This window comes from Priestia sp. FSL H7-0729 (assembly GCF_038005685.1).
Lineage (GTDB): Bacteria > Bacillota > Bacilli > Paenibacillales > Paenibacillaceae > Paenibacillus.
This window is the reverse complement of the sequence record NZ_JBBOTQ010000005.1, coordinates 413,498-432,419: the sequence shown is the minus strand read 5'-3', so window position 1 is coordinate 432,419 and position 18,922 is coordinate 413,498. Positions and strand designations below refer to the sequence as shown.

General features: G+C 46.0%; 19 protein-coding genes. 2 read left to right on the top strand and 17 right to left on the bottom strand.

Annotated elements, in window-relative coordinates:
• The 14 genes from prmA to gpr form a co-directional block, all read right to left on the bottom strand.
• Nucleotides 1-966, bottom strand: a complete 966-nt coding sequence (gene prmA / locus MHH93_RS15170; RefSeq protein WP_500054701.1) for a 50S ribosomal protein L11 methyltransferase — start codon at nucleotides 964-966, stop codon at nucleotides 1-3.
• Between the two features lie 191 nt (nucleotides 967-1,157).
• Complete coding sequence (locus MHH93_RS15165; RefSeq protein ID WP_500054700.1) at nucleotides 1,158-1,550, bottom strand: hypothetical protein; 393 nt, start codon at nucleotides 1,548-1,550, stop codon at nucleotides 1,158-1,160.
• Nucleotides 1,543-1,722 carry a YfhD family protein gene (locus MHH93_RS15160; protein WP_017687220.1) on the bottom strand — a complete coding sequence of 60 codons (180 nt, stop codon included), beginning with the start codon at nucleotides 1,720-1,722 and terminating at the stop codon, nucleotides 1,543-1,545. Before MHH93_RS15160 ends, MHH93_RS15165 begins: the two co-directional genes overlap by 8 nt.
• A gap of 221 nt (nucleotides 1,723-1,943) precedes the next feature.
• Nucleotides 1,944-2,312 (bottom strand): hypothetical protein, encoded by a 369-nt coding sequence (locus tag MHH93_RS15155; protein WP_017687219.1) that lies wholly within the window; start codon nucleotides 2,310-2,312, stop codon nucleotides 1,944-1,946.
• Between the two features lie 241 nt (nucleotides 2,313-2,553).
• Complete coding sequence (gene dnaJ, locus MHH93_RS15150; protein ID WP_091013948.1) at nucleotides 2,554-3,678, bottom strand: molecular chaperone DnaJ; 1,125 nt, start codon at nucleotides 3,676-3,678, stop codon at nucleotides 2,554-2,556.
• A gap of 129 nt (nucleotides 3,679-3,807) precedes the next feature.
• Nucleotides 3,808-5,652 (bottom strand): molecular chaperone DnaK, encoded by a 1,845-nt coding sequence (dnaK, locus tag MHH93_RS15145; protein ID WP_500054699.1) that lies wholly within the window; start codon nucleotides 5,650-5,652, stop codon nucleotides 3,808-3,810.
• A 161-nt stretch (nucleotides 5,653-5,813) separates the two neighbouring features.
• Nucleotides 5,814-6,380, bottom strand: a complete 567-nt coding sequence (grpE, locus tag MHH93_RS15140; RefSeq protein ID WP_500054726.1) for a nucleotide exchange factor GrpE — start codon at nucleotides 6,378-6,380, stop codon at nucleotides 5,814-5,816.
• A gap of 41 nt (nucleotides 6,381-6,421) precedes the next feature.
• Nucleotides 6,422-7,453, bottom strand: coding sequence for a heat-inducible transcriptional repressor HrcA (gene hrcA / locus MHH93_RS15135; protein WP_336761980.1), 1,032 nt, complete (start codon nucleotides 7,451-7,453; stop codon nucleotides 6,422-6,424).
• Nucleotides 7,454-7,707: 254 nt separating this feature from the next.
• Nucleotides 7,708-8,178, bottom strand: coding sequence for an N-acetyltransferase (locus tag MHH93_RS15130; protein ID WP_017687214.1), 471 nt, complete (start codon nucleotides 8,176-8,178; stop codon nucleotides 7,708-7,710).
• Nucleotides 8,179-8,296: 118 nt separating this feature from the next.
• The gene (gene hemW, locus MHH93_RS15125; RefSeq protein WP_091013944.1) at nucleotides 8,297-9,481 is read right to left on the bottom strand and encodes a radical SAM family heme chaperone HemW; all 1,185 of its coding nucleotides are present in this window, start codon (nucleotides 9,479-9,481) and stop codon (nucleotides 8,297-8,299) included.
• Nucleotides 9,482-9,644: 163 nt separating this feature from the next.
• The gene (gene lepA, locus MHH93_RS15120) at nucleotides 9,645-11,459 is read right to left on the bottom strand and encodes a translation elongation factor 4 (RefSeq protein ID WP_500054698.1); all 1,815 of its coding nucleotides are present in this window, start codon (nucleotides 11,457-11,459) and stop codon (nucleotides 9,645-9,647) included.
• A gap of 146 nt (nucleotides 11,460-11,605) precedes the next feature.
• Nucleotides 11,606-11,965, bottom strand: a complete 360-nt coding sequence (locus MHH93_RS15115) for a hypothetical protein (RefSeq protein ID WP_500054697.1) — start codon at nucleotides 11,963-11,965, stop codon at nucleotides 11,606-11,608.
• A gap of 53 nt (nucleotides 11,966-12,018) precedes the next feature.
• Nucleotides 12,019-13,314, bottom strand: coding sequence for a stage II sporulation protein P (locus tag MHH93_RS15110; RefSeq protein ID WP_500054696.1), 1,296 nt, complete (start codon nucleotides 13,312-13,314; stop codon nucleotides 12,019-12,021).
• 146 nt (nucleotides 13,315-13,460) lie between these two features.
• Nucleotides 13,461-14,462 (bottom strand): GPR endopeptidase, encoded by a 1,002-nt coding sequence (gene gpr, locus MHH93_RS15105; RefSeq protein ID WP_440390575.1) that lies wholly within the window; start codon nucleotides 14,460-14,462, stop codon nucleotides 13,461-13,463.
• A 175-nt stretch (nucleotides 14,463-14,637) separates the two neighbouring features.
• On the opposite strand from gpr, the gene rpsT reads away from it, so the two are divergent.
• On the top strand, nucleotides 14,638-14,910 hold the full coding sequence (gene rpsT, locus MHH93_RS15100) for a 30S ribosomal protein S20 (protein ID WP_024628504.1): 273 nt from the start codon (nucleotides 14,638-14,640) through the stop codon (nucleotides 14,908-14,910).
• Nucleotides 14,911-15,103: 193 nt separating this feature from the next.
• Here rpsT and holA read toward each other — a convergent pair whose 3' ends face one another.
• The 3 genes from holA to MHH93_RS15085 form a co-directional block, all read right to left on the bottom strand.
• Nucleotides 15,104-16,120: a DNA polymerase III subunit delta gene (holA, locus tag MHH93_RS15095; RefSeq protein ID WP_500054695.1), complete on the bottom strand. Its 1,017-nt coding sequence runs from the start codon at nucleotides 16,118-16,120 to the stop codon at nucleotides 15,104-15,106.
• A gap of 256 nt (nucleotides 16,121-16,376) precedes the next feature.
• Nucleotides 16,377-17,654 (bottom strand): anti-sigma factor family protein, encoded by a 1,278-nt coding sequence (locus MHH93_RS15090; protein ID WP_500054694.1) that lies wholly within the window; start codon nucleotides 17,652-17,654, stop codon nucleotides 16,377-16,379.
• Entirely contained in the window at nucleotides 17,651-18,199 is a 549-nt protein-coding gene (locus MHH93_RS15085; RefSeq protein ID WP_017687205.1) for an RNA polymerase sigma factor, read from the bottom strand. Before MHH93_RS15085 ends, MHH93_RS15090 begins: the two co-directional genes overlap by 4 nt.
• A 352-nt stretch (nucleotides 18,200-18,551) precedes the next feature.
• Between MHH93_RS15085 and MHH93_RS15080 the strand changes: the two genes are divergently transcribed.
• Nucleotides 18,552-18,854, top strand: coding sequence for a hypothetical protein (locus MHH93_RS15080; protein WP_017687204.1), 303 nt, complete (start codon nucleotides 18,552-18,554; stop codon nucleotides 18,852-18,854).
• The last annotated feature ends 68 nt before the right edge of the window (nucleotides 18,855-18,922 follow it).

The following is an 18,922-nucleotide window of genomic DNA, read 5'->3' as shown; positions in this document are numbered from 1 at the left end:
TTACCCCTTTCTGGCTACAAACGCGAGCCAATCCTCATCACGGTGGATGGCACTCACTTCGAACCCAGAGGCTACCAGTGCATCATGCACAACCTGCTCTTTGTTCTTCCAAATGCCGGATACAATATAGGTGCCACCCGGCTCAAGTGCATTGTACACATTGTCCACGAACAACAAAATGATCTCAGCCAGAATGTTCGCAACAACAACCTTAACCGGCAGTTGTACACCAAGCGCAGGGTCCTGATTCCCGAGGACAGACAACAGATCACTTTCTTTAACCGTAATTTGTTGCTCCAGCCCATTCAGTTCCACATTCTCCCTGGCACTGATTACCGCAACCGGATCAAGATCGAGCGCCAGCACATGTTTTGCGCCAAGTTTAATCGCCCCTATAGCCAAAATACCAGAACCTGTACCTACATCAATGACTTCCTCGCCGCCCTGAATAACCGTTTCCAGTGTGCGCAAGCAGAGAGAGGTCGTTGGATGTGTTCCTGTACCAAAAGCCATGCCGGGATCAAGCTCAATGATTTTCTCATCCGGACTTTCTGGCGTATACTCTTCCCATGTTGGTTTAATCGTCAGACGTTCCGATACACGTACTGGCTTGAAATATTGCTTCCAGGCTGTTGCCCAGTCATTTTCATCCACTGTACGCGTCTCATAACGAACCTCCCCTGTATCAATTCCGAATTCGGAGAGTTCCTCGATTCTCGGATGTACTTCAGACTGTAATACAACCATATCCGTTCCTTCGGAGAAGTAACCTTTGATGACCGCAAAACCTTCCGGAATATCATTCAAAGGAACGTCGTATAACTCACCATATGTGGTATCCCGTTTTTTATTTAAAGTACCGGACTCTTCTATCGAAACCCCTCCGGCACCCGCTTCATGTAAAAAATTCGAAATCATCTCCACAGCTTCTTCTGTGGTATGTATTGTTAATTCATGCCATAACATACTTGGTTTTTCCTCCTCATTTTTCAAACATCCCAACTATTGTACTACACAAGCGAGCCGGAGTACAAAGCCGCACCAGTAAAAGAAAAACAAAACAGGATATCCGCAGTCTGGCTGCTCGAATATCCTGTCGTCTAATCATACATATCTGTTTCATTTTACTTCAGCATTTTGCATCATTCAAATCTGACTTAGCAAAAACGTCCACCATTCTGAGTGATCATCTCTGCGGCTTGCGGGAGCGAATCGTTGGATACGGACACGGTCAGCAAAATTTCTTGTTTTAACCTGTTTGCCGAATCCTCTTCGGGTGTATCATACACCTGACCATTGGACAGCATTTCCGTTTCATCACTAATCAGAGCAAGTACATTCAGTTCGCCACTGAATCCACCGACAATGGCTGTAGGAGAACTATCGTAGCCTGTAACATCGTGTGAGTCCAATGCAGACGCTTCATTACCAAGGCTCTCAATACTCAATTGGTTCGGGTGCAATAACTCCAGGGCTCTGCGTGCAGACTCGGCCTCAGTCCAGCTTGTAAAAACCGCTTCGAGGGTCACTGCCGAGCGATCTTCAGTCATGAAGCTCCCGTCCCTGACGTCGATCAGCCGCTTCACTACGGCGTAATGCTTCTATATCTTCATGATCCGCAGCTTCAGCGCTGAATTCCACGTCTTCATTTTTCGCGGATTGCATACGTTTCATCTTTTCCGTTTTTGTTAGAATCTTGCCCGGGCGTTCATGTTCTGCCATTGTAATGCTCCTCCTCTAAATTAAAATGAACTAAGAAGTGTTACACTGTAACACTCCGATTGTAGTCCCATCCTCCGATCGCTGTTATCCCCAGATTTCTTCAACTCCCTTCTTCAAAGGGAAAATCCGGGGATAAAGGCGAACGCTTCGCTTCTTCAGATTGGTTCTACACTCTCCGTTAAAGTGTAATTATCTGTCCATCTTATATGGATTTTTTGAAACTAGATCATTCCACCGGCTTGTTCGATTATGGACATGGCGCGGTGATGTACCGATTCATCTACGATGACAGTAAGTAATACATCCCTTCCTGTAGGTCCACCTTGTCCACCATCACTCATGCCGCTTGCAGAAGGGTCCGCCGCAGCCATGATTCCAGCACTGGCATTCGTTTGCATCGAATCGGGTACCCATGATGAAAAACTGCCGGAAACGCCCGGCTTGTAGGAAGCCCCACTTGGTCCTACACCCGCATATCGGCTGAATCGATTAATGGACAGGTCCTCCACTCGCAATGCCTCCAGTTTTTTGGCTGCCCCTTGGGCCTGCTCCGGGCTGTGAAAGTACGCCAAAATATTTTTCTCGGTCATCCGCTTCACCTGCTTCCCTAATTTCTCGCATATCAGCTATGCATATCATTCTCGCCATGCTATCTTTCCGCAAGTCCGCTCAGAATATACCGAAATGCTCCCACAAATTGCTGTCGTTCTTCGTAGCATAATTTCCATGGATTTTGCCAAAATCACTGGAGCACTAAAAAAAGACGTAAAAAAGGACACCCTGCGGTAAAAAACCGCTATGGTGTCCTTTTGGACTTGCTATATGTTATTCTCAGTCGCCGCGGAAGGCGCGTTTAACTCGATCAAAGAAAGATTGTTCATGCTCATGTGTTTGCTCTCCATCCAGCGCGGCAATTTGGCGAAGCAGATCTTTCTGCTCGTCATTCAGCTTACTAGGTGTAACTACAACCACTTTCACATGTTGATCCCCTTGCCCCATACCGCGCAGACGTGGTACGCCTTTGCCTTTGAGACGGAAATACGTTCCCGTTTGTGTACCGGCTGGTACTTTCAACTTCACTTTCTCGGTCAACGTCGGGATCTCAACCTCATCTCCCAGAGCTGCCTGAGCAAAGGTAAGTGGGATTTCGCAATAAATATCGTCGCCTTCACGCTCGAAGAAATCATGGGTTTTCACGCGAATGACAATATACAGATCTCCCGCTGGTCCGCCACGCAGGCCACCCTCGCCCTCACCTGTCATACGCAGTTGCGCGCCGTCATCTACGCCCGCTGGAATGCGAACATGGATTTTGCGTTGCTTGCGGACTTTACCGCTACCACTGCACGTTGTACATTTTTCTTTGATAATTTGGCCCGAACCACTACAGTTCGAACATGCACGACGATTTACCATACGACCAAACGGTGTATTTTGCACGACTTCCTGCTGACCGCTACCTTGGCAGACCGAACAAGTTTCCGGTTTCGTTCCAGGTTTGGCACCTGAGCCATGACAGGTATCACAGCCTTCGGTACGCGGAATCGTAATATCGGTTTCTTTACCGAATACGGCTTCCTTGAACTCGATCGTCATGGTGTACTGCAGATCATTTCCCCGTTGCGGAGCATTTGGATCACGTCGTCCACCGCCACCGCCGCCAAAGAACATGTCGAAGATGTCGCCAAATCCGCCGCCGCCAAAATCACCGCCACCACCGAATCCACCTTGATTCGGATCGACATGGCCATATTGATCATATTGTGCACGCTTCTGACCGTCACTCACTACGTCGTAAGCTTCTTTAACTTCTTTAAATTTAGCTTCCGCATCAGCAGCCTTGTTTACGTCAGGGTGATACTGACGGGCAAGCTTACGGTAAGCCTTTTTAATCTCATCGTCGTTAGCCGTTTTACTAACGCCAAGCACCTCATAATAATCACGCTTTTCAGCCACTCTTCCACCCCCATATCATTCACCTTATCGCACATCGTGACAAAAGGAAAGCCAAAGCACGGGAGCCCCGGCTATGACTTTCCCTCTAATTCGAACGTCACCGATGTTTAATTCGCGTATAACTACGAATTAGTTTTGTTTTTTATCTTCATCCACAACTTCGTAATCAGCGTCTACGACGTTGTCACGTTTTGCAGAACCTTGTTGCTCTTCTGCACCTTGCGTTTCTTGCTCTTGCGCCTGAGCTTGCTCATACAGTTTCACGGACAGTTGTTGAACGATCTCTGTCAGTTCTTCTGTAGCAGCTTTGATATCTTCCAGGTTGTCGGAAGCGAGAACACCTTGCAGTTTTTCTTTGGCAGCATTTGCTTTTTCAACTTCGCCAGCATCTGCTTTTTCGCCAAGATCTTTGATCGTTTTGTCAACAGAGTAGATCAATTGATCTGCACTGTTTTTCGCTTCAACGAGTTCTCTGCGTTTTTTATCTTCTTCAGCGTGCAACTCAGCATCTTTCATCATTTGCTCAACTTCAGCATCGCTCAAACCGCTGGAAGAAGTGATTGTGATTTTTTGAGTTTTGTTCGTACCTTTATCTGTTGCAGATACGTTAACGATACCGTTGGCATCAATATCGAAGCTAACTTCGATCTGTGGAACGCCACGTGGAGCTGGTGGAATATCACCCAACATGAAACGTCCAAGTGATTTGTTACCCGCTGCCATCTCACGCTCACCTTGCAGAACATGAATCTCAACACTAGGTTGATTGTCTGCATACGTGGAGAATACTTGAGATTTGCTTGTAGGGATCGTTGTGTTACGCTCGATCATTTTTGTGAATACGCCGCCCGCTGTTTCAATACCCAGGGACAATGGAGTTACGTCGAGCAATACAACGTCTTTCACGTCACCAGTCAGTACGCCCGCTTGTACAGCAGCACCCAAAGCTACAACTTCATCCGGGTTAACGCCTTTGTGAGGCTCTTTACCCGTCAGTTTTTTGATTGCTTCTTGTACTGCAGGAATACGTGTGGAACCACCAACCAATACGATCTTGTCGATATCGTTAGGCGTCATACCCGCATCGCTCAATGCACGACGAGTTGGTTCAAGCGTACGCTCAACCAGACCTGCAGAGATTTCTTCAAATTTCGCACGGCTCAGGTTCAACTCCAAATGCTGAGGAACGCCATCAGCAACCGTGATGAACGGCAAGGAGATCGTTGTAGTCAATACGCCGGAAAGTTCTTTTTTCGCTTTTTCCGCTGCATCTTTCAAACGTTGAACCGCTGCTTTATCTTTACTCAAGTCAATGCCTTGATCTTTTTTGAATTCACTTACGAGATAATCAATGATCACTTGGTCAAAGTCATCCCCACCCAGTTGGTTGTCCCCGCTAGTTGCTTTAACTTCGAAGAAGCCGTCACCCAGTTCAAGAATGGATACGTCGAACGTACCGCCACCCAGGTCATATACGAGAATCGTTTGGTCTTCGGATTTCTCCATACCGTATGCCAAAGCTGCTGCTGTAGGCTCGTTGACGATACGCAGAACTTCCAAACCTGCAATTTTACCCGCATCTTTAGTCGCTTGACGCTGACTGTCATTGAAGTAAGCTGGTACAGTGATAACGGCTTGAGTTACCGTTTGACCCAGATAAGCTTCAGCATCGGATTTCAATTTTTGCAGGATGATTGCAGAGATCTCTTGTGCAGAGTAGTCTTTGCTATCGATTGTTTCCTTGTGGGAAGTACCCATGTGACGTTTGATCGACATGATGGTACGATCCGGATTGGTGATCGCTTGACGTTTTGCTGTTTCACCAACAACGCGCTCTCCATCTTTTTTGAAACCAACTACGGATGGAGTTGTACGTGCGCCCTCCGGATTTGGAATTACGACAGCCTCGCCGCCTTCCATTACTGCTACGCATGAGTTTGTTGTTCCTAAGTCAATACCAATTACTTTGCTCATCCGAAAATTTCCTCCCTCAACAATATAAAATGAATGGGTCTGATCTGACCCTTATTTAGATGTTCATGTTGCTAATCGTGCTCTATGTGTACAAACCTTTATATTAAACTTCGCCCACATTGTTCAACCAAGGAGCCTACTCATACCTTCCTATAAGGAAATTATGAGCTGACTTTAACCATAGCTGGACGAAGCACTTTATCTTTCAGCATGTAGCCTTTTTGGACTTCCTCCACAACGATACCTTCTTCGTACTCGTCGCTCTCCACTTGCATAATGGCTTGGTGGAATTCAGGATTGAACGGTTGTCCTACCGATTCCATTGCTGTCAGACCTTCATTATTCATCACCGTTTCCAATTGACGGAAAATCATTTGCATGCCCTTGGAGAAAGATTCGACCTCTGCTCCTTCCGGTACAGTAGCCATGGCGCGCTCGAAGTTATCAATAACCGGTACCAGTTCGGTGACCAGCTTCATCGAAGCATATTTAGCCAATTCTTCTTTTTCCTTCTGCGTACGGCGACGGAAGTTGTCAAAATCAGCCTGTGCACGGACATAACGCTGCTGTTGCTCCTCAGCTTCTGCCTTCAGACGTGCAAGCTCATCCTGCTCCTGATCAGCGATCTCTTCAGCTTGTGCTTCTGCAGCGCCAGCTTCATTAATAGGCTCCTGCTCAGCTGTTGTTACCTCTTGTTCTTCTGTAAATGATTGCTCCTCTTTCAAGATGTTCACCTCCTTATACGAATGAAATGGTTCATTCCCGAATCTTATTTGAAACGATGCGTCAGCATCGCCGTCAAGTCACGGGATAGTGTATTTAGAATATGAATGACACGTGCATAATCCATTCGCGTGGGTCCCAGAATACCAATCGAACCCAAAGCCTCACCGTCCAATGAATAGGAGGCTGTAATCAGGCTGCAGTTGGCAAAGGCTTCATGATCATTCTCAGTGCCGATTCGCACTTGAATACCAGATCCACCCGGCACGGGCATCATCAATTTCATGAGTGTTGGTGTCTCTTCCAGCAGGTCAAGAATATCTTTTACCTTTTCGATATCTTTAAACTCCGGTTGAGTCAACATATTGGTGGCACCACTGAGGAACAGACGATTATCATGTTCGTTATCAAAGGCACTGTTCAGCACCTGCATAACTTCCTCATAACGTGTAATATGCCGCTCCATCTCTTGCCCAAGTTCGGAATAAAGACGGGACTTCAATTTGTAGATGGGTACGCCCACAAGCTTGGTATTTAACAAACGAACCACATTTTCCATCTCGGCAACCGAGATTTCTGGTGGAATCTGTACCGTCTTGTTCTCCACCTGACCTGTATTGGTCACGATGATTGCTACAGCCTCACTCTCGTTCAGCGGAAGCAGTTGGAAGTGACGCAGGGACGTGTGGAATACTTCCGGTCCAAGCAGGATCGAAGTATAATTCGTCATATGTGACAAAATATTGGATGCATGCTGAATAACTTGTTCCATAACGTTCAGCTTTTCGGCGAAGAACGACTTCAGGTCATCCAACTCTTGAGGCTCCACCTGATTCCAGGGAACCAAATGATCGACATAATATCGATAGCCTTTATGGGATGGAATGCGTCCAGCCGATGTATGCGGCTGTTCCAGAAAGCCCATATCTTCAAGGTCCGCCATTTCATTACGGATCGTCGCCGGACTGTATCCAACATCTCCCCTTTTGGAAATGCTCCGGGACCCTACGGGCTCAGCTGAACGGATATAGTCATCCACTATAGCGTTCAGAATCATTCGTTGACGCTCTGTTAACATGGTGAGTATTCCCTCCTTCTGACTGTACTGTCCCATGTCGTTAGCACTCCGGTTAGATGAGTGCTAAGCGGTAATACAAAAATACCAAACTGACGTGAACATTGTCAAGTGAGTTTGATGAGTGGGCTCATCTATTTATAGTATAGACCAATGTCGGCGAGTCCTAACAACTTTATTGTACATCTTTTAAAGTAAAAAGGACTGCATGTAGGGCAGAGGCTGACTCGGCTCAATCCATGCAGTCCATTCTGTTGTTAGGCTGAAACGTTAAGTTCTTTCAATACCGCAATCTCATCGCAACAATCCTGCTTGCTGCAATGAACACAGTCGGTCCATACTTTCTCGGGGAAAATTTCTTTTTCCACAACAGCAAAGCCGTTTTTGAGAAAGAAGGATACCTCATATGTCAACGCCATAACCTTAGGAATCTGTTGTTTCTCCGCTTCTTCTACAAGTCGGTCCAGCAATCTGGAGCCAATACCGAGCCCTTTGTGCCCTTCCGAAATACCGAGTGATCTGACTTCTACCAGATCATTCCCCAGACGACAAAGCGATCCGCAACCCACCACTTCACCATCAACTTCGGCTACAACAAAGTGCTCCAGCTGCCGGTGCAGTATTTCCCGTGATCGCGGAAGCATGATCCCACGCTCTGCATAGCCCTTAATCATTTCATACAGTGGTTCAACATCTTCCGGCACGGCTTTTCTGCATATTACCGACATCCTGCTCTCCTCCTATTACCAAGCTTTCCAGAGGAAAGCTGACTTCGTAGTTGTTAAATTAACACGCTCTGTAAAATCAATATGAATAAATATACAACAGAGCGTATAGAATTTCAAGCTACGAATTCAGCGATATGGACCCGATAAACTCCGCAAAAACGTCATTTCCGAACAGGATACCCTGCTCGCTCAGTCGGAAGCCGTCTGCCGTACGCTCAAGTAATCCTGCGTTCAACATTTTACCCAAAGGCTTCGCAAACACTTCTTCCATGGACTCTCCGAACTGTTCGCTAAACCGTGAGGCTGAAGCCCCCTCTAACATTCTCAACCCGACCATCAGATAATCTTCCATAGCCTCCGGGCGAGCAATCTCAAAATGATCCAGACGAGGCAGTCCTGCTCGTGAAGCTTCAACATAAGGATTTATACCTTTAATATTCATATGCCGTTCGCGGCCTACATATCCATGTGCACCTGCACCCAACCCGTAGTAGTCTTCATTACGCCAGTACGTAATATTGTGACGACTCTCGAAGCCCGGCTTGGCAAAGTTACTGATCTCGTATTGTCCATAGCCTGCTTCTTTCATACGTCTCATTAATAGAAGATACATCTCCAGCTCATCATCTTCATGCGGAAGAGGGAGTTGGTTTTTCTGATACAGTGTGTGGAAAAGGGTATTCTCTTCCACTTTCAGGCTGTAGATGGAGTAATGCGGCAGATCCAGTTCCAGCGCTTTGTCGATGCTCTCATTCAACATCTCTACAGTCTGGTTTGGCAACCCGAACATCAGGTCAATGGAGAGATTAGTCAGTCCCGCTTTTCGAGCGTTCTCCAGACTCCGATATACATCATCCGTATTATGAATACGGCCAATGCCCGTCAGCAGATCATTCTGAAAAGCCTGCACGCCAAAGCTGACACGGTTTACGCCGCCTTCTTTCATTGCAGCAAGCTTCTCCGCATCGGTTGTTCCCGGGTTCGCTTCCATCGAAAATTCAATGTCGTCCGCCCAATTTGGGAAATACGTCTTCACGGAACGAAGAAATACGGCCATCTCATCCGGTTTCAGAGCTGTTGGCGTACCCCCACCTACAAATATGGTCTTGATCTCACCTGGTGGGTTTGCCTTAACTGTATGTTCCATCTCCCGCTCCAGCGCTTCGAGATATTGCATCACGGGCTGATCTTTTAGAACGTAGGAGTTAAAGTCGCAATAAAAACATTTATTTGTGCAAAAGGGAATGTGAAGATACACCGCTTGGGGCGCACCTGTCTTCCGGCTGTGTGCTGCCAATGTCATGGCAAGTCCCCCTCTATTTGAAAAAAGGAAAGCCATCCGGCTTCCCTTTCAGCTTAGTTATTTAATATTCTGTGTTGTACCTGAGAAAAAATATCGTTTATCCTTTCATACACAAATTATTGATGTACCGAAAGGATTCACGTGACGTTTGCAAGCAAACGTCTTAATCATCAATTTTCAGTACCGCCATGAATGCCTCTTGTGGCACCTCAACGTTACCAACCTGCTTCATCCGCTTCTTACCTTCCTTCTGCTTCTCAAGCAGTTTCCGTTTCCGCGAGATGTCACCACCATAACACTTGGCAAGTACGTTTTTACGCATGGCTTTTACCGTTTCACGAGCAACAACCTTAGTACCTACAGATGCCTGAATTGGCACCTCGAACATCTGCCGTGGAATCAACTCGCGCAGTTTCTCACAGACAATGCGTCCGCGGTTATAGGCACGGTCACGGTGAACGATAAAGGACAAAGCATCGACCTGCTCGCCATTGAGTACAATATCCATTTTCGCCAGATTGGACTGACGGTAACCGGACAACTCATAATCCAGGGATGCATATCCTTTGGTACCGGATTTCAACTGGTCGAAGAAGTCATATACAATCTCGGACAACGGAATCTCGTAGGTAATGGTAACCCGAGTCGTATCCAGATATTCCATATTCACATATTCGCCACGCTTGTTCTGACATAATTCCATAATAGTACCTACATAATCATTCGGTACGATAATATCTGCCTTGACGTATGGTTCCTCGACGTAATCAATCCGTCCCACCTCAGGATAGTTGGATGGGTTGTCGATTTTCATCACTTCACCATTCGTTAAGGTGACGTGGTAGATTACACTTGGTGCCGTTGTGATCAACGGAATGTTAAACTCCCGTTCGATCCGCTCTTGGATCACGTCCATGTGAAGCAGTCCAAGGAATCCGCAACGGAATCCAAAACCGAGTGCACTGGATGTTTCCGGTTCAAAGCTCAGAGACGCATCGTTCAACTGCAATTTCTCAAGTGCTTCACGCAGATCAACATAGTCCGATGTTTCAATCGGATAGAGCCCACAATACACCATTGGGTTAATTTTGCGATAACCCGGCAGAGGTTCCGGTGTTGGATTTTTGGCATCTGTCACCGTATCCCCGACTTGTGTATCGCCGACATGCCGAATACCGGCCACAATAAATCCAACATCACCCACATTCAGCTCGTCCACGATAGTCATGCGAGGTTTGAACGCTCCAACTTCAATGACTTCAAAGGATTTACCCGTTGCCATCATTTTGATTTTGGAACCGGATTTGATTTTGCCATCAACAACACGTACATATACGATTACACCTTTGTACGGGTCATAGTGCGAGTCAAAAATCAGCGCTTTCAAAGGCTGGTCAGGATCACCAGTCGGTGCCGGAACACTTTGCACCACTTGCTCCAGAATCTCTTTGATCCCGATACCCGATTTGGCCGAAGCCAAAACCGCATTACTTGTGTCCAAACCAATTACATCTTCCACTTCCTGCTTCACCCGTTCAGGATCAGCACTTGGAAGGTCAATTTTGTTGATAACTGGTAAAATTTCAAGGTTGTTATCCAATGCCAGATACACGTTAGCGAGTGTTTGGGCTTCAATTCCTTGAGCCGCATCCACCACAAGCAGAGCGCCTTCACATGCTGCAAGGCTACGTGATACTTCATACGTGAAGTCTACGTGTCCCGGTGTATCAATCAGATTCAATAAATATTCTTCACCGTCATCAGCTTTGTAGCTCAGCGCAACTGCCTGTAGCTTGATCGTTATTCCACGTTCACGTTCAAGGTCCATCTTATCCAGAACCTGTTCCTGCATTTCACGTGAGGTGAGCGCACCTGTGTACTCCAAGATCCGGTCCGCAAGTGTTGATTTGCCGTGATCTATATGTGCAATAATAGAAAAGTTACGAATTTTACGTTGTCTTGCCCGAATGTCAGTCATTCCTTACCCCCAGAAACAGCCTAGTGTCAATCACTTCATTATAACAGTTGAACCACAGTGCATCAATCCCGTGATGTCTTAACTTTTATAATAAAGTGTGATCATGAACTCCCTGAGGTACTATTGTACCTTTAAATTATGGTATTTTATTCAGCAACGCCGCTAAAAAGAGAGACCACCCACTTGATTCCACTGTGTGAGAGATTTTGCAAAAGTCCAGCCGTTTTGTCCGCCAACACATCAACCGGAGCCTTACTCTGATCTGCCCCAAGCACTTGGCTTGGGGACTGAACAGGCACAAACGTTGGTTCTTTGATTTCCTTTTGGACAGGTGCAGCTGGAACAGATTCGGTAACTGATGAAGTTGGCTCCGTTGTCACAACGGTTGACGTGCCTCCTGATGGATTGCCCATGTGAAAGTTGCTGCCTGCCAGCTGCATTCCAAACAGCACACCCAGCAACATTAATACAGCGATGGATAACAGTCTTTTACCGAATCTGGACATGTTATTTGCCTCCTGTCACTCTCTACTATTTTCATCTTCTTGCATATATAGGCTTACCCACCCTGCGAAGAGGTCTTTGCACTAGCTTTGTCCACTTTCTGATCTTCCCAGTACACTTGGGCAATCATGTCAGCGAGAATCTTCGATGTCCGTTGTAATTCAGCTCCTGTGTTGTCGATCCCGCCAATCTCAATCAAAATGCTGTTGGGTGAAAGGGTCTGGTTATACTCTCCATTGTTGGCTCCTCCGCCATCTTTGCCCCACACACCACGGGATACCCCAGGATATTTAGCTTCCAATTTCTTATGAATTTTCGCTGCAAAGGCTTCATTCTGCCGCCAATTCGGATTTTCATGTCCAATAATGAAATACACTTTGGCGTAGCCCAATTCATTAATGGTCGTTGTTGTTTTGCCATGACGCTGTGAATCGCGATGAATGTCGATGAGATACGTCAGATCGTCATTTTGAGCGAGTGCCGCTTTTACCGTTTGACGGGAGTATTTATAGGAATAGTTCCAGTTATAGTCTTTTACTTTGGTTGGATAATCGTCCTTGGCGTGTTCTACGCCGATTCCGAGCTTCTCCAGACTGTCTGAGAGATAGCTTCCCACTTGAAACACATTGCCTGTTGATTTGCCTGATGATGGATTATCACTTTTCGTACCTAGTAATGGATTGTAGCCTTCCCGCGGATGGGAATGATAGATAAGAATTGATTTTTTGCCTGTTGTCGGTGAGCCTGAATTATCTTTTTCGCCATTCTTCGCTGGTGGATCTTCTTTACCTTCTCCATCTCCAGGTTCGCTCGAATCAGGTGGATCCGTATTGTCCTGACCTGGCGGAACATGCAGCTCACTACCGGGTTTCCCTCCACCTGCGGAAGCCGTATCCGTAAGACCGGGACCTGGCTGATAATCTTCGGGAGCTTCGGCTTTTTCGTTACCAGAGCCAGGACGGAGTAGAACAGGTTGGTTCGAGCCCATGCCCGGCATTTCTCTCGCAATCAGGCTCTTGGGATCTTGAGGATTAACATTCGTTAGTAATTGGAAAACAAATGAGGTGAGATTCTCACCGGATATGGCAGATGTCTGTTCTTTCTGGGTGAGATGCGGCATCTCCATACCGAGCATATCAACAAAAAAACGGCTTGATACGGCACTCGCAAATCCTTTCATAGAAGAAACGGGGGAGTTATTCAAGCGTTTCTCTGCCATGCCCCCCAAGCCCAGTACAACAAAAAACAAGGCAGATATGATCATAAGCAACAACAACGTACGGCCCATGGCCAGCACGTGCAGACATCTTTTTTTCCACTTTCCAATATTCCAGGCCAATATCTTGTTCATTCTGCTGTCTCCTTCCCTGCTGGACAACTCTTATACTTCAACTCTATGAGCCCGCCCAATTTGATAGAACAGGAAAATGAAAGATTCCAGAAACAAAAAAAAGAAAGTCCGATAGATTCGGACCTTCTTCTCAGCAGTTTTAAGTCTTAATGTGTATAGGCGGCTACGTTATCCGGATTCACTGCATCATGAAGTGCGGCGTTAAGTCCTGTAGCAATAACATTGGCAATTCCCTCAATAAACTCATCGATTTCCTTCGGTGTAACAATGAGGTCATGACCTAGGGGCTCCAGTACCTCTTTGACCAGACTCAGGCGATCTTGCTCACCGATGTCGTCCAACATGCCCATGATCTGTTTCGTCTGATCCGTTTCCTGGCGGAAGTGGGAGCGCATCATCTCAATGACATTGTTCACAATGGTAGACGCATAACATACAGTCGGTACTCCGATGGCGATGCAAGGAACGCCCAAAATTTCTTGGGTCAAGCCACGTCGTTTGTTCCCAATACCGGATCCCGGGTGGATACCAATGTCCGCTACCTGAATCGTTGTATTTACTCGTTCCAAGGAACGGGAGGCCAGTGCATCAATCGCAATAATGGCATCTGGCTTGGTACGGTCTACAATCCCCTGTACGATGTCACTGGATTCAATGCCCGTTGTACCTAACACGCCTGGAGCAATCGCACTAACTTCCCGATACCCTGGTGCAACCTGATCTGGTACCAATTCGAAATACTGACGGGTCACCATCAGATTTTCCACAACAAGTGGACCGAGTGAATCCGGGGTGACATTCAAGTTGCCCAAGCCAACGATCAAGACCTTGGATGTTTTGTTGATTCCGGCCTTCACCATAAAATCTTCCATCTCACGTGTGAACTCGGCAGCAACTCGCTCCTGTAACTCAGTATCGCCATTCCGTAGTGAAGGCACCTCTAATGTGACATAGTGACCTTTCACCCGCCCAATGGCTTTGGCTGCTTCTTCATTCAGGACATCAATACGTGTAATTGTAATGCCCTCTTTTTTTTCTACATCTTCCCTTAACCCGGGAATCGTCTGTTTCTGTCCACCTTGTGCCATTTCCTTGGAGTCGATCGCCAAATCGGTACGAACTGTATAGTTTTGCAAATCCAGTGTCATTCTGTCCCTGCCTCCCTTACCGCATTTGAGCATATTGTGTGGGAAAAAGAGTTACTTTATGCAGCATGTCGAACATCGTAGGAATATCTGTTGCATTTTACATGCTAGCGTGATAGAATATTTTAAGTTGTGAAACGTTTGTATTCATGCAAATGCCTTACAGGAGGTGAATGTAATGCCAAACATCAAATCCGCTGTTAAACGCGTAAAAACGAGCGACAAGCGCCGCGCACTCAACGCTTCCCAGAAGTCTGCACTCCGTACAGCTGTTAAAGCTGCTGATGCTGCTCTGGTAAGTAACGAAGTTGATACTGCAAAAGCTGCGATTCAAGCTGCTTCCAAAAAGCTGGACAAGGCTGTAACTAAAGGTCTGGTTCATAAAAATGCTGCAGCACGCAAAAAGTCTCGCTTGGCGAAAAAACTGAACGCTCTTTCCGCACAAGCGTAAGAAGCGTTACTTATACGATCCAATGGAAAAATCCTGAACAGCATAGGCTTTCAGGATTTTTTAGTATCTGATTCGATAAGTATAAGACACAGACAAAGCGACCTTGATTCCGATGATCTAACCATCATGGAGCAAAGGTCGCTTTGTTTGTTCTTTAGGCTATGCTAGTAAACTATTACGTTTACGTTTCCATTCAGGCACCAAGTCTCAATAAGAACAGCTCAAGACCAAGGACTTTATCCACCGCTCCTGTTTTCATCTGGTAATCCAGTTCGCTGAGGTGACTCAGAATCATTCTCAGACGTTCCGGCTGAAATTTACGCGCTTGTTCTCCAGCGATCTTCACCGCATAGGGATGCAGACCAAGTTGACTGGCAATCTGCTGTTGGGAGTAGCTTTGTTGGCCCAACTCCTTCACCTGAATCATGATCCGAAACTGTCGTGCAATTAAAGCCGCAATTTTAATCGGTTCTTCCCGTTGCTTCAGCAACTCATAGAACAGAGCCAATGCCTTCTCCAGTCGTAAATTAGCAAGCTCTTCCACCAGCGAAAATACATTTTGCTCTGTACTACGGGCAACAAGTGACTCGATATCAGCACGCCGGATTGTTCCCCCATTACCCGCAAATAAACATAACTTGTCTATTTCAGCAGACAGTGTCTGAAGACCTGTTCCTGCATAGCTGATTAGTGTTTCCGCTGCTCCCGTCTCCAAGGAAACATCCCGCTGCTTCGCCAGTTTCACGATCCAATTCAACAGCTCATCTCCACTAAGTGGAGCAAAAGCAAGAACGACTGCCTGTTTCTTGACAGCCTTCACCAGTTTCTTACGCTCATCCAGCTTATCCCCTTGGGCCAGGAAAACAATTGTACTGTAATCTGCCGGATTTTCCATATATGTAAGCAGACGATCAACCTGATGTTCGATCTTGGATTCTTTACCTGCAGTAAACAAGCTCGCGTCCCTTACAATAATTAATTTACGTGGAACCAGAAAAGGTACGGTCTCTGCTTCTTCAATGACAACTTCCACAGCCGTTTCAGACAAATCATATGGAATAATTGCAAAATCACGATGTTCTTCTTCAATAACCTGCTCTTTTAACATATCCGTAAATTGCTGTATCTGGTACTTTTCCGTTCCATACAGCACATAGATCGGAGCCGTTTCTCCACTACGTATTGCCTTTGTTGCAGTTTTCACATCCATTCACGGTGCCTCCTTATCCCTTTTATCCTACCAGAAAACACACAAGACAACAAAGGGACCTTACATCCAGTTATGGATGAAGGTCCCCTGTCCTACATCTATATAAACGCAGGCACCAGCAGTTCTAGAAAAAGCCGGTGTGCGGTCATACGACGTCAGTTGTTTGAACTGAGATAGGACGTTTTGTTACTTCCAATATATGCTTGTCACACTGAAAATGTTCTTTCGTTTAGAGGAATGCACTCCCCAATTTTAATTATTTCGCAGGAGCTCCACCTGAAACAGCTGGCACATTAAACGAGTTCTTCGCCGTTGTTCCGTCCTTGTCCGTTTCATAATTAAATAGGGTGCCATCCTTTGACCAACCCGCTGACTTCAGCGTCCCCTCTATACTGCGTTGTTCAACCAAATTTAGAACATCAGGTTCGCTCACAGGTTTGGAGTAGATGCTGATCTGATCACCAAGAAGCATAACTACGTAAGAGCCGTCAGGTGATTTCCATTCTTTTGGTGCTGCCGTTGTAGTCATCTCCTGATCCGATCCTGCTGCAAATCCTTTGTTTCCTTCAGAGGCGTCTGCATTTGCACCGGAATCAGGAGCAGAATTGCCTTCTACTGGAGCATCTTCATTTCCATTCGGTACAATCATCTGAGAAGTGAAGGAATCTTCATTATCTGTTTCAGTTACTCCATTCTCTTCCCCATCTGCAGTAGATCTAGGGGCACTTCCTGAATCTGGATTCTTCTGCTCGGAATCTTGGTTCTGAGGCTGATTCTTCTGATTATCTGTCGAAGGAGGACTGGACGAATTGTCTTGTGCTCCTTTATTTGAAGAAGGCGTTGATTCGGTAGCCGGTTGTTGAGGTGTCGGGTCTGACTGTACCTCAGGCTCCTGTACCTTCTCTCCACCGTTCTCTTCAGGAGTTGTTTCTACTCCTTGGTTATCCGGTTCAGTTGGTGAAACATTCGACTTATCCACAAATACATCATTGCTGCTTGGTGTGGAAGAAGCTGCTGGATCATTATTTTCAATACTCTTGCTTAGTGGATTCTCATTCACATTGCCGCTCTCTTGAGAAGCTCCAGAGCTCAACATCATGGAATCGGCATTCTCAATCTGTTCAGGCTGATATCCCCATATGGCAAATCCCAATACAACTGCCGCAGCCGCTACACCCATGGACATACGTCCTGCCATCGAGTTAAGCCATTTTTGCTTCGTTTTCCGCTCACTTGAACGTTGTAAATTCTCAAATGTAGCGGGGACAGGATTCATTTCCTGTACGGTGCTGCTTTGTTCTTTCCGCGCTTCATCAATGGCATCAAGCTGTGGCATAATCGCATCAACCAGACTAAATTTTGGGGTTACTTGCGGTAACTCTTCCAGTTCTCTGGAAAGAGCTCTGAGTAAACTAAAATTCTCGGCACACTCCGGACACTTCGCCACATGTTGTAGCATCTGCGCGGTTTCCGCCTCGCCCAGATCATGATCCAGATAGCGGTGCATCCATTCCACCACCTCTTCGCATTTCATCCTGTCACACCACCTTTCTGATATTCCTGTAGTAGATTCTGCAATTGCTGTCTGGCTCTAAATAAATAAGACTTCACCGTATTCAACGGAAGATCGAGACAATCCGCAATTTCATTGTAGGATAAGTCCTGCAAATATCTTAGAACAATAACGGTACGATGATGCTCGGGAAGCTTGTTGATCGCATCCTGAATGTCCTGGGCCACATATGTAGACATGACCTCGTACTCCACATCCTGATTATCCTGAAAAACCATGTCATGTTCGTCAATGGAAACGGATGGTTTGGTTCTTCTGAATTTATCAATACAGATGTTCGTAACGATGCGTTGTACCCATGTTTTAAATTGGGCCTTTTCTTCGTATGAGTTGATTTTGGTGTAAATTCGGATCAACGCTTCCTGAGCAGCATCCAAAGCGTCCTGTTCATTATTTAGAATGTAATATGCGGTCCGATAGACGTGTTGTTCAATCTCCCGCAATAGGGTAATTAGAGCGTCGCGATCGCCCGATTGAGCGGCTCTGATGAGTTCCGGCTCTACCACAAAGGATCCCCCTCTCCCTGCAACCTTACAGACGTGATCATCAATAAAATTGTTGCAAAGTTAAGTATTTTTTTAATTTGCCATAACAAAATAACGGCGTATGTATTAGGGCCGCTGAAATCTTCTCTTAGAATAACAGAAATTGCATAACGAGTCACCAAACGTATCCAAAAGGGATTCCATTACTTACACGACTCAATTCAAATGCAATGGCATACATTATAGCGAAGCACTTTTTGGGTCCCCAAAATAAAAAAAAGTCGAAATTTGTCCAAATTTAAGCTATTTTTAATGCAATTTTCATGAAAATGGTGTATTGTAAATTTACATTCATAAACACGAGGTGATGAGCATGCCAGCTCTAGCGAAAATTCAAGCTTTAAAAGAACAAATGCCCAAAGAATACCAAAGTATTTCCCACTTTGTGGAACATGCACTGGAGTCCATTGACACTCTGGTCGAGGAACATCGGAAGTACGTAGCTGCACAGGCATTATACGGCGATAAAATCGTTGGATCGGAAGAACGCTTGTACAGAGAAACCGTACTTGATGTCAGAGCACAGCTGTTAATGACTCTTGAGAAAACGGTAGAAGATCTGTTGCACAAGGGTGACAAACACTGGAGCAAACACTTTAAGGATGGCGTGGAGTAGTTCTTATATTTCTTCTACATTTTGAAAAAATGGCCCGTTTTCCGATATTCTCCCTCGTAGAGTGTAAC